This window comes from uncultured Odoribacter sp. (assembly GCF_937966165.1).
Taxonomy (GTDB): domain Bacteria; phylum Bacteroidota; class Bacteroidia; order Bacteroidales; family Marinifilaceae; genus Culturomica.
Genome location: NZ_CALCLB010000017.1, coordinates 53,176 through 65,359 on the forward strand (window position 1 = coordinate 53,176; position 12,184 = coordinate 65,359).

The 12,184-nt window shown below is 39.7% G+C and carries 8 protein-coding genes; 4 read left to right on the plus strand and 4 right to left on the minus strand.

Annotated elements, in window-relative coordinates:
- Entirely contained in the window at positions 1-2,691 is a 2,691-nt protein-coding gene (locus Q0465_RS08245; protein ID WP_298614951.1) for a TonB-dependent receptor, read from the minus strand.
- Between the two features lie 223 nt (positions 2,692-2,914).
- Between Q0465_RS08245 and Q0465_RS08250 the strand changes: the two genes are divergently transcribed.
- The 4 genes from Q0465_RS08250 (at position 2,915) to Q0465_RS08265 (ending at position 8,700) form a co-directional block, all read left to right on the plus strand.
- On the plus strand, positions 2,915-6,091 hold the full coding sequence (locus Q0465_RS08250; protein ID WP_298614953.1) for an efflux RND transporter permease subunit: 3,177 nt from the start codon (positions 2,915-2,917) through the stop codon (positions 6,089-6,091).
- 374 nt (positions 6,092-6,465) lie between these two features.
- On the plus strand, positions 6,466-6,978 hold the full coding sequence (locus Q0465_RS08255) for an RNA polymerase sigma factor (RefSeq protein ID WP_298614956.1): 513 nt from the start codon (positions 6,466-6,468) through the stop codon (positions 6,976-6,978).
- Between the two features lie 28 nt (positions 6,979-7,006).
- A complete protein-coding gene (locus Q0465_RS08260) occupies positions 7,007-7,441 on the plus strand; it encodes a hypothetical protein (protein WP_298614958.1) in 435 nt (144 codons plus the stop codon).
- 41 nt (positions 7,442-7,482) lie between these two features.
- A complete protein-coding gene (locus tag Q0465_RS08265) occupies positions 7,483-8,700 on the plus strand; it encodes a DUF4252 domain-containing protein (protein WP_298614959.1) in 1,218 nt (405 codons plus the stop codon).
- Between the two features lie 201 nt (positions 8,701-8,901).
- Here the strand turns inward: Q0465_RS08265 and Q0465_RS08270 are convergent, their stop codons facing one another.
- From Q0465_RS08270 to Q0465_RS08280, 3 genes are all read right to left on the minus strand, one after another.
- Positions 8,902-10,617, minus strand: a complete 1,716-nt coding sequence (locus Q0465_RS08270; RefSeq protein WP_298614961.1) for a TonB family protein — start codon at positions 10,615-10,617, stop codon at positions 8,902-8,904.
- Positions 10,618-10,640: 23 nt separating this feature from the next.
- The gene (locus Q0465_RS08275; protein ID WP_298614963.1) at positions 10,641-10,997 is read right to left on the minus strand and encodes a BlaI/MecI/CopY family transcriptional regulator; all 357 of its coding nucleotides are present in this window, start codon (positions 10,995-10,997) and stop codon (positions 10,641-10,643) included.
- A gap of 161 nt (positions 10,998-11,158) precedes the next feature.
- On the minus strand, positions 11,159-12,178 hold the full coding sequence (locus tag Q0465_RS08280) for a branched-chain amino acid aminotransferase (protein WP_298614965.1): 1,020 nt from the start codon (positions 12,176-12,178) through the stop codon (positions 11,159-11,161).
- Between the last annotated feature and the right edge of the window lie 6 nt (positions 12,179-12,184).

Sequence of the window (12,184 nt, forward strand, 5' to 3'; positions counted from 1 at the left end):
TTATTCCATATAAATTTTTCCATCCGTGCGAATCAACCTTCCGTCCGTAGTGATTCCTTCAATGACTACGGAATAAGTAGAATAACCATCTGCAGTATAAAAATCAATTTTTGCCCGTCCTTTCTCCGAAAGTTTTACATCCGGCTTCCAGAATAAAGTCGTACGTAAATCCGGTTTTTTGCTTTCCTTTTCTTTAGCCAGTTCATATTTGGGCGAATAAAACTCCAGCGGTTTCTGATATCCCAAAGGAGTAATCCGTTTTATATTATACTGGGGATTATTCTTCTCCATTTCTTCTATTTTTTTCCGTGTAATCACAATCATACCGGCTTTCCCAAGACGATAAGCTCCTCTTCCTCCTCCCACTTTTATAACTTCTATCCGGGCAATATCCTGCATATTTACACTTTCAAACGGATTAAAATAAGGATCCGAAGAACTCTGATCTTCAATTTCCATCCCATCAATAACAACTATCGGAGGTATATATGGATCATAAATTGAAGTAGGGGTCCGGATATAAATTTTCCCATCTACACCGATACGGACACCCGCAACCCTCATCAATACATCCTCTACCTTGGTAGCTCCCATTTCTTCGATATCTTTCGCATCGAAAGTAGCAGTTGCCAAAATTTCATTGATTTGGATTTGTTGCTTTTCCTGATAGATTCCTCTTACAGTCACTTCATCCAGATAAATCATCCTCATTCCATTTTCATACGTATATTTCAAATCTGCCTTCTCCACAGCACCTGGTTTTATTTCAGCTTTCATTTCGGAACTTATCCGGGCAGGAAGGGTAATAGCAGGGAAAGAATCCGGGTAAACAATCAACTCTATCCCCTGTTTTCCTTTTTTCGTCAAAGCCCGAAGTATGAATTCGGTACTATCCGGAAATTCAAATCCATTTATCCGGAACTTTCCGTTTTCATCCGTCCCCACCAAATTTAAATAATTTGTCTGTAAGGACATTGCCGATACTTTTCCTTCCTTCATCGGTTTACTCTTAAACAAACCTATCGTACGGACCTCTCCTGTTATTTCCTGACCGATCTCCAAAGGGAAAGAAGGTTCTTCAAACTTTCCCCGGATTACTTCCGGGATCCGGTATCGTCTCCAGCCTTGTGTCAACATCAAAACATCCAGGGCAGCCCGGGCTTTCCGGTTGTTTTTTTGAAGGTAAAAAGCAGGATCTTCTATATTTCCTTTCAATTCAGAAGTCAGCAGAAGATTGCTGTATATCGTAAAATTCGTATCCACGACTACATCTCTGTCATCAGTAACAGCTATAGAAAAATTACCCGTTAACGGACGTTTTTCCGCATCTGTCACCTGAATCTGCGCTTTAACGTGCTGACGGCTGCCATAAGCAGGACTATCCGTTTTATAAGTCGTCACAGCCTGATCGTCATTCAGACAAAAAATCAACCGTTCACTCAAAGGGTTCATCTGTTCGTCCAACAACACAAATTGGATGATGCCGGAAGGAAAACTTTTTTCATCGAAGGAAATAAAATCGTTCGAAAAATCCCAGGCCTCAGCATATTTCACATCTCCCTTTGAGTGGACAAGTAAAAAAAGCGGTTTTGTATCCTTTATATCTGCCGATTTCAAAACAGAAACCAGGAATTTCCCTTTGTTCCACCGGCTTATTTTTAAAGAATACATATTCTTTTGAGCTTCCGGAAGTTCAAACCTTTTGGATAAATTGTGATTATCTTTACAAACGGCATAATACTTTTTCCCGGACTCCGGACAGAAAAGAAAGGAACCCATACCTTTGTGAAACGTATGAGCAGAAACTACCAGGTTGTCATCCTGATCAAAAATATCTACTGAAACTTCTTTTGAAATCCCATCATTATTCAAAGCTTTAAAACCTAGCTGACAGGCAGTCCCTTCCAACAAATACCCCCCTTCCGGAAAGAAAGAGACATCAAAATCCTGCTCTATGCGGGGAATTGTAATAAATTGATGAAAATTTCCGGCTTCAATGTACAACTGATTGCTATTTTGCGTGAATGGCAACCGGAAATTAATTTTAGCTACACTATCCCTGGACACCCAGATGTAATCCAGCTTTTCCTGATTTAACCATATTGAAAGCTGAGTAGGGGCAAGTTTACATTTTTTCCGTAAATCCCAGAGCGAAATCCGGGCTTCCCTCTTCCCTTTGTCATCCGGGGAAGAAAATTCAGCCTTAGCCTTTAACTGTAACTCCAAAGGATTACTGATAAAAACGTTTTTTCTGAAAAAATAATCCTCTCCTAAGCTACACATATAATTCGTATAAGCCCGGACAATATAATTTCCCTCTGCCAAATTTTCAGGTAATCCGATATAACCGTAATACATACTGTCTATTGGCCGGATTTTAACCCGGGCAACCACTGAAGCGGCAGGATTAATAAGTTCCACATATACATAATGACTGGCTGTTTCCGGCAAATGTGAAAAAGCATCTACTAAAAAAGCACGGAACCACATTTTCTCTCCGGATACATAATGCGATTTATCCATATGAAGATGAATCTTTTCCTGAGGATAAGCCAGTCGCTGCCGATAAAAATTACCTGCAATGGAATCTACCGATAAAAACGGCTTTTCTTGGGCGGAAACAGTTATTCCGCTTAATAAGCATATCCATATTATGCTTATTCTGACTAATTTTTGAAAATTCCCGGTCATATCTTTACTTTTTAATGCATGTAAATCTTCCCTTCAATACCCTCTGTTTTCAAATAAATATCAAAAAAGATGCCACCATTCGTTAATAATATATAATTTTAAAACATTTAAATACTGAAAAAGAGGAATTCAGGAATGAAACCCGGAAGTCAAGGTCTACGTATAGGTAATGAATTAACGTAGGGAGCGTTATTGCTGAATTGTTAACTTCTAATCATTCATCATGATCAGTACTTTTTTCATCAACCGCCCAATATTTGCCACTGTCTTATCTATATTAATTGTTATTGCCGGCTTTGTATCCCTGCAAAATCTGCCTGTGGAACAATATCCGACGATAACCCCGCCTACAGTAGTTGTACAAGCCAGTTATCCGGGAGCAAATGCAAGTACAATAGCCGACATGATTGCCACCCCTATCGAGCAGCAAGTAAACGGCGTAGAAGGAATGCTTTATATGTCTTCGACCTCTTCCAGTACAGGCAGTTACCAACTCACCATCACTTTTGAAGTAGGTACAGACCTCGATATGGCTACGGTTTTAGTAGAAAACCGGGTAAATGCAGCTCTTCCAACATTACCGCAAGAAGTAACAAAAATCGGAGTTACCACCACAAAAGAATCCACCAACGTAGTTATGTTCCTGTCTTTGACCTCCGACTCTCCGGATTACGATGCGCTCTATCTTTCCAATTACGCTTCACTGAATATTACCAATGAATTGAGCCGCTTAAAAGGAGTGGGCAGTGTCGGCCTTTTCGGCATGGGCGATTATAGTATGCGTATCTGGCTGGAGCCGGATATACTGACGATAAGAGGTGTTACTCCCGCTGACGTCATTTCAGCCATTGAAAGCCAAAACATACAAGTTGCAGCAGGAAGTGTGGGTGCAGAACCCTTGACCCATAAAGAAGCTTATCAGTATATTTTAGAAACCCAGGGATTACTGGTTAATGAAAAAGAATTCGGAAATATTATCATCAAAGCACTCCCGGACGGGAAATATCTTCGTATCAAAGACATTGCAAAAGTCGAAATCGGACGGGAGAGCTACAGTACAACCGCTACTTTAAAGGGAGGAGCTGTGGCCGCCATAGCCGTCTATCAATTACCGGGAGCCAATGCCCTGGACGTATCGAAACGCGTCAAAAAAGAAATGAATAATCTGGCCACTTATTTTCCCCAAGGCGTAAATTACAGCATAACACTGGATACGACAGAATTTATACGGGCTTCCATTTCAGGCATTTACAGTACTCTTATTACTGCATTTATATTAGTATTATTAGTAATATTTATTTTCCTGCAAAATTGGAGGGCCATGCTGATTCCATTGGTAACGATTCCCGTATCACTTATCGGAACTTTTACCTTTATGGACTTACTTGGTTTTTCCATCAATACATTGACGTTATTCGGATTAGTACTGGCGATCGGATTAGTAGTAGACGATGCAATCGTTATCGTGGAAAATAGTTACCGGCTCATCGAAACCGGAAAATACAAAACAGTAAAAGAAGCAGTCATACAGGCAATGAACGAAGTTTCAGGAGCCATTATCGGTATCGTTCTGGTATTACTGGCCGTATTTATCCCAACCGCTTTTATAGGGGGAATTACGGGGCAATTGTATAAGCAATTTGCTCTCACAATAGCAGTGGCGACTGTTATCAGTGGCTTTAATGCCCTTACCCTTAGTCCCGCACTTTGTGCTCTTTTTTTAAAACCCAAACAAGAAAGCCGATTTTTTTTATTCAAAGCTTTCAATCGTTTATTCGATAAAACGACAAAAGGTTATACATGGGTAATCACCGGTTTTATGCGAAAATCCGTACTGACATTACTTGTATTCGCAGTGATTTCTTTCTTCGCTTTCTGGGGTTTCCTGAAATGGCCCCGTACTTTTCTGCCTCAGGAAGACCAAGGTTACTTTATGGCTTTTATGCAACTGACGAACGGAGCTTCTTCCTCCCAAACAGAAACCGCTATTCAGAAAGCCACAGCCATCTTAAACCATTTGGAAGGCATAGAAACCTATATCACAATTAACGGATTTTCAGTTATGAGTGGGGCAAACGCTTCCAATGCAGCTACTTTATTCGTCATGCTAAAAAACTGGGATGAACGCAAGGCTCCAGGCCTGAGTGCCCAGGCAATAGTCGACAAGTTTAATGAAATGGCATATCTGGAAATACCGGAAGCACAAGCCTTTGCCGTGCTTCCCCCGGCTATCCCCGGTCTGGGAGAAAGCAGCGGTTTCGAAGTAATGCTGGAAGACATCAATAATTACGGACCCCAAGAGCTGGAAAAAATGACCGATGAACTGATGATGGCAGGCAACCAGACTCCCGGCCTTTCCAATGTTCAGTCTATGTTCAGCGCAAGCGTTCCCCAATATTTCCTCAATATTGACCGTAATAAGGTGGAAATGATGCAAGTTTCCCTGGGAGAAGTTTTCAATACCCTAACGGTCTTTTTAGGTTCTTCCTATGTCAATAATTTCGTTAAATTCGGCCGTACCTATCAGGTTAATGTGGAAGGGGATCCCAATAGCCGTGCTGTTATCGAAGACGTAAGCCGCTTGAATGTCCGCAATGCCAACGGAAAAATGATTCCCTTTTCAGCTTTTACAACCATAGAAAGCCGTTTAGGACCTGAACATCTTACGAAATACAATACTTATGTTTCCGCCCTTATCTCCGGTTCTGCAGCTCCGGGTTATAGTTCCGGACAAGCCCTGGAAATCATGGGCAAATTGATTAAAGAAAAAGCAGGCCGTTCTTTCGGTTATGAATGGACTTCTATGGCCTATCAGGAAGAAAATTCTTCTTCTTCAACTTCTCTGGTTTTTATTCTGGCCATTTTAGTTGCCTATCTTATTCTGGCCGCCCAATATGAAAGCTGGACGAATCCGGTTGCCGTGATCATGGGTTTGCCCATTGCCCTGCTGGGTGTCGTAATCGGAGTTATGGTAATGAACTTACCCGTTAGTGTTTATACCCAAATCGGTATTGTGTTATTAATAGCCCTTACAGCCAAAAATGCAATTCTGATTGTAGAATTTGCCAGAGATTATCATGCTTCCGGGAAAACCATTACGGAAGCTGCACTGGAAGGCGGACGGGTACGTTTACGTCCTATTCTGATGACTTCCTTTGCCTTTATTTTAGGAACTCTTCCGCTGGTTATCTCTACCGGAGCCGGAGCTGCCAGTAGAATATCCCTCGGAATTGCTGTCTTTGCCGGAATGTTGATGAGTTCTTTAGTCGGTACTCTTTTCATCCCGAATTTCTATAAACTTATGCAAGAAATCCAAGAAAAGTTTACCCGGAAAAAGAAAGATACCCCGGAAAACCTGCCGGTTGTTTATGAAGAAAACCTGCCAGCCGAAATAAAGTAATTTTACAGGCCGAAAGAGAAAAGGGATAACCTCAGCTCTATTCCGGAAACGATCTGCCCTTGCTCTCCGGCACTGATTCCGGAAACGAAACTGCTGATTTATCTTCTTATGCGGCCTGAAAGTCCGTCTATCAGTCATCCGTCTGACGGGCATAAATCAATCCCTTTTTACTATCAATTTTAACCCTTTTCAACTGGAATCCGTACTCCCATATATTCTTAAATTTTTGACAAAAAACAGTAAAAATCTGAAAGCCCGAAAAAATAAAACGTTGTTTTTTTATTTTTGATGTAATAAAAATTCTTTTCATTCGTCTTTAAAGAAACGAACATTTTAAAACAGATCTGAAACGGGTAATTCCATTGACTAAAAGAATGACTGAAAAAGAGTTCAATGCATGCATTTTGCCGCTAGCTCAGCATATTTACAACTTTGCGGTAAATCTGACGGGCAATCGTACAGATGCCGCAGATATAACCCAGGATGTAATGTTTAAATTATGGGACAACCGGAATGAATTATCCAAAATTAAAAATCTGCGGGCCTGGGCATTGAAAATTACACGTAATTTATATTATGATACCGTTAAAAAATATAAACCTATCTATGATGAAGAACAAATGCTTCAAAACGAAGGATATGATTCAGAGTTAATGCATTCTATCGAACAGAAAGAAACAGCAGCTCTTTTAAGAAAAATCATTGATACGCTCCCGGATACGCAGAGGGAAGTCATTCTCCTCCGGGAAATTGAAGAGTTGGAATACGATGAAATTGCTCAAATCACAGGTCTAGGCCTGAACAATATCCGAACAATTTTATCCAGAGCCCGCACCAGAGTAAAAGAAATGCTTGTCAAAAAATATAAAATTTCGAAATACGATTAGGTTCAGGAATTTGCACAAAAGGAAAAAGATGGACAATATAAAAGAAATTATAAAACGTTATTACCGGGGAGAAACCAGTATGGAAGAAGAAAAATTCCTCAAAGCCCAATTCCGTGCAGGATATTTGAAAGAAGATCCTTTTTTGTCTCTTTCCTATCCGGAAACTCCCTTACCCGCCGGATTAAATGAAAAAATCCGTCTGGGCATCCGGAAACGGAAAAAATCTTCCCTACGCCGGATTTACATTACAGTAGGAAGCATTGCAGCAGCAGGCATACTGCTCATCTCGCTCAAAGGAGGACTTTCCTTTACGGAAACAAATTCCCTGCAACTTTCAGACAATACGAAACGGGCCCGTTTTGAAGATGCCCTCCGGGTAATCGGCAATGTACTGGAAAATCCGGCTTCTTCTAAAGAAAAGATTTTATACGAAGACAAAAATTTAATTATTGCTATTGAATAAAACTATCATTTGAAATGTAATTAATATAAATCAGAAGGGTTATGAATAAGTTTGTTATTTTACTTGCAGTAAGTTTGTTAATCCCTTTTTGTACACAGGCACAATTGGGGAAACTAATGGCTAAATACCATGGTAAAGAATATGTTACAGTTACTCAACTGGATAAAAATCTATACGGTCTTTACAAAAAAAAGAACATTCCTCCGGAAGCTGAAAACTTATTAAAGCAACTGAAAGAAGTCAATATTCTGACAGTAGATTTAACGAATTGCAATAAAAACTTTGCTGAAGACATTGATTCCAAATTTAAAGCCGTATTAGATCATCCGGATAAATACAAATTAATTAAAAGTCACAGTGAAGCCAACGGGAAACAATGGATATATGCACATACGGACCAGGACAAGCTGAGTGAACTGGTCGTATGGAATCAAACGCCTCAACGGATGGACATTATTGAGTTAAAAGGAGATATTCAAACCGAAAATATAGCTTTACTTTCAAAAGCTTTAAATATAAAAGGATTAAACTCACTTTCAGTCCTCAATCCTGAAAACGAGAACTATAAACATTACCTTCGTTCATTCAATTACGACAACATGGCTGATATGTCCCGGCAAATGCAGGAAATGGCCCAGAAAATGCGGGAAAATTTCAGAGAAATGTTTGGAGAACGGAAGCAAAACATGCCCGGTCAGTTTCCTCTTTACCCCTTCCAGGATGTAGATTCTCTATTCGGTTCCATGGGGATGAATTTCAATATGATGAGTGATATTTTCGACAATTATAATCCTTTTGAAAGCGGAGTAGATATTCGTGGAAATTCCATACAAATCACAGAAGAAAACGGGAAGACAAAAATCAAAATAAACACTCAAAACTCCGCTATGATCTACGTTGTTGACGGTGTTAAATTTGAAGGGGAAGAAGTTACAATGCCCGAAAAAATAAGAGATGTACGGATTGTCGGAGACAAAAAAGATCCCCGGAAATCTTATCTGATCGTCACATCTGACAGTCGTCTGGGCCAATTTATTTCTTATAAAAATCATACATTGACGTTCAAATACGATAATCAAGAGTACAAATACAATCTGGGAAAAGCCGGCCATCCCCTTTTAGTGATAAACGGAGAAATAACCAACGATTTTACAGATATACGTCCGGATGAAATCCTCCAGATTCGTCCGCTGACACCTATGGAAAAAGAAGTGGGAGAATACGGAACAGCCGAAGTTTTTATTCTTACTCAGGAATAAAAATACCTATACGGCCGGCAGAATCTTTCCTGAATTTATAGAATTATTAAAATATAAACATCCGGAAAGCCCAAACAATAAATCGAAAACAAAATACGGAAATGGAGAAAACCTGAAAATTCCAGACGAAAGATAAAATATAAATACGGAATCTCTGAACGAGATTTCGTATTTATTCTTTAATAAACAGCCGTCAGCAGGTCAGTGGGCTTTTTTGGAAGTAACAATCATTACATCTCTCTCTTTCGCTTTTTCCCCATATAAAGCAACGGCTTTTTCTCCCTTTAAAATTGTAAAAGATTCAATCTGACCAGTAGGCAAAGATTTAAGATCGAAATCATCCGGCATAAGCTTTCCGTCTACAACGACAAGGGGATTCTTTATTCTGTCCCGTTTTACCGGAATTGAAAAATCCAGGGGTAGCACACAGCTTGCCTCTACAGCAACACCATTCTGTTGTGCAGGAGTCCAGTCCGGCATCAGGCTTACTACCCGTAAAGCTTCCTGATTTAATAAAGGATCTACTCCTTTTACGATTTGAGGCTGAATTATTTTTCCTTTTTCATTCACTACAAATTGTACCCATACTTTTCCCTGAATGTTTTTTGTGCGCGCTTCAGCAGGATAGCTGAGTTGCTGAGCCAAAAAACGCTTTAAGGCTTCTTTGCCTCCGGGGAACTCCGGATTAGCTTCGACCGGATACATTTTGACCGATTCTTCTTCTCCGGTTAAACCGAGCACCCGCACTTCTTCCAAAACCTGAGGGGCAGACTTCAAGACAACTTCCATCTGCATTTTCCCATCCGATTCCCCTTTTACCGGAATTTCCTGCATCTCCTTCCCGACATAAAAAACACAGAGTATTTCTCCCTCTTTTGCGTTGAAAGTAAACTGCCCTTCAGCATCCGAAACCGTACCTATCGTTGAACCCTTCACTACAATAATGGCACCCGGAACCGGATTATGTTTTTCATCTGTAACCTTACCGTGAATAGCAATTTTCTCTCCCGTCTTTACTTCCGGGACAGAAGTTTTGGACATCACTTCGGCCAAGGTTTGCCTATTGCTAACCAATATCAGTCCTACCGTCACCGGTAATAACAAAGCATATTTTAAAAGCCCTATGCGGGACGTTCGCTTTTTATTCATCATAATAATACGTTTTTTTAACTGTGAAACATTAAAGTTATTTGTAAATTGAGCTGCAGCCGATTGATGGGATAAACGCAATAAATGATATTGATAATTCTTCTGATTATATCCGGATTTAACAACTTTCTTATCCGCCAGAAATTCCAGATTCTGACGTATTTCCCGTCTTAGTAACCAGGCAAAAGGATTAAACCAGCATAAAATACATAAAATTTCACCGAACAACATGTCGACAGAATGCCACTGTTGTACATGCGTTTTTTCATGTGTTACAATTTCTTCCTTCTCCATATCGGAATAATCTTCAGGATTCAGAAAAATCCAATGAAAAAAAGAAAAGGGAGCGATTCCTCTTCTCAAAGAAATAATGCGCACTCCGGAATAAGTAAAGACATTTCCCCTCCGGACAAAGCGGTAGATTTGAATCAGTTGGACACTCAAACGAATCCCTAAAAAGATACCCCCCGCGAAATAGATACTCCACAAAATAGCTTCCCAGCTCACTCCTTCCTCCAAAGGAATGACAGGCATTATTTCTAAATTTTCTCCCAGGGAGAGATAATTTATCCAAAAAAACGTACGTTCTTGCAAAATCCATCCGGAAAAATCAACAAGGGGATAAGTAAAGGATAAAACCAAAACCGTGAACAGACAAACACGTTTCAGTTCTATAAAAGTATCCCGCAGAAATACAAAATGACAAAAAAGCCAGAATATCCCCAAAGCTATATTTACTTTCAAAATATATATATAAAATGCTTCCATAATTTTACCCCGGTTTCTACAGACTATTCTTTCTCTATTAAATCAATAATTTCTTTTAACTCACTGGCCGAAATTTTCTGCTTTTGGGCAAAAAATGCAACCAAATCTTTATAAGAATTGGCAAAATAATTCCGGACAAAACCCGACATAAATTTTGCTTTATAATCATTTTCATCTATAAGCGGACAATAAACATAGGTATTTCCATACCGCTTTCCGGCTATATATCCCTTTTTTTCCAGATTTTTTACGATAGAAGCAACCGTAGTATAAGGAGGACGCGGTTCCTGCATCTGTAACAAAAAATCTTTTATAACTCCTTCTTTAAGCTGCCAAATAATCAGCATTATTTCTTCTTCCTGAAAAGTCAGTTTTTCCATAATCCTTAACAAGTTACGATTATATCGCAAATCTACGAAATTTTCGTAAATAACCAAACAAACAGATCCTATTATTTATAAAAAAATAAGTATCCGGAAATTCTGTTATCTAAAATAACGAATCTCCGGATACTCAAATTCAATTCGTATGTTTCCGGCTCTTATTCTATGATTGTAATCCAGCCGAATTTATCAGGTTCATCCCCGTATTGGATAGCCCGTAAGCGATTATACAATTTTGTACACCATTCGCCGGGTTCGCCGGGTTTACCGAAATGAATACTCTTATTGTTTTCCACGTCGTCGATCTGTCCTACCGGACTGATAACAGCAGCTGTACCGCAAGCTCCGGCTTCTTCAAATGTTTCCAATTCTTCTACCGGAATATGGCGGCGTTCCACTTTTAATCCCATGTCTTCAGCTAATACCATCAAACTGGCATTGGTAATAGAAGGAAGAATCGTATGGGAATAGGGAGTAATATAAGTATTATTCTTAATTCCAAAGAAATTAGCCGGTCCGCACTCATCAATAAATTTCTTTTCTTTCGAATCCAGGAATATAGCCGTAGAATATCCTTTTTGATGGGCTATTTCCCCGGAGCGCATCCCTGCTGCATAATTCCCCCCTACTTTGATATGTCCTGTTCCGTTCGGAGCAGCCCGGTCGTATTTCCGTTCCAGCATCACCTTTGTCGGTTTAAAACCTGCCTTAAAATACGGGCCTACCGGTGCAACAAATACGACAAACAAAAATTCTTTTGCAGGAGCTACTCCCATTTGGGCACCTACTCCAATCAACAAGGGACGGATATATAAACTAGCTCCTGATTCGTATGGTGGTACATATCCTTCATTCAATTTTACAGCTTTCACCACAGCTTCTTTAAACAACTCTACAGAAGGAGCTTTCATCATAACATAATCGGCAGAATTCTGCATGCGCTTAGCATTTTCTTCACAACGGAACAATCGGATTTTTCCATCTTTTCCGCGGAAAGCTTTCATCCCTTCGAAAGCTTCCTGTCCATAATGTAAACAAGTAGAGGCCATGTGAATACTGAGCATCTCAGAATCACTTACCTCCGGAGCACTCCACTGACCATCTTTATAATAACAACGTACATTGTAATCCGTCTTTGTATAGCCGAAAGACAACTGACTCCAATCCAGATTTTTCATAATTGC

What these genes read in the sequence shown, in the direction of transcription:
- Q0465_RS08250 (WP_298614953.1), top strand. Translation starts at nt 2,915, where the DNA reads ATGATCAGTACTTTTTTCATCAACCGCCCAATATTTGCCACTGTCTTA.
- Q0465_RS08275 (WP_298614963.1), bottom strand. Translation starts at nt 10,997, where the DNA reads ATGGAAAAACTGACTTTTCAGGAAGAAGAAATAATGCTGATTATTTGG.
- Q0465_RS08260 (WP_298614958.1), top strand. Translation starts at nt 7,007, where the DNA reads ATGGACAATATAAAAGAAATTATAAAACGTTATTACCGGGGAGAAACC.
- Q0465_RS08270 (WP_298614961.1), bottom strand. Translation starts at nt 10,617, where the DNA reads ATGGAAGCATTTTATATATATATTTTGAAAGTAAATATAGCTTTGGGG.
- Q0465_RS08255 (WP_298614956.1), top strand. Translation starts at nt 6,466, where the DNA reads ATGACTGAAAAAGAGTTCAATGCATGCATTTTGCCGCTAGCTCAGCAT.
- Q0465_RS08280 (WP_298614965.1), bottom strand. Translation starts at nt 12,178, where the DNA reads ATGAAAAATCTGGATTGGAGTCAGTTGTCTTTCGGCTATACAAAGACG.
- Q0465_RS08245 (WP_298614951.1), bottom strand. Translation starts at nt 2,691, where the DNA reads ATGACCGGGAATTTTCAAAAATTAGTCAGAATAAGCATAATATGGATA.
- Q0465_RS08265 (WP_298614959.1), top strand. Translation starts at nt 7,483, where the DNA reads ATGAATAAGTTTGTTATTTTACTTGCAGTAAGTTTGTTAATCCCTTTT.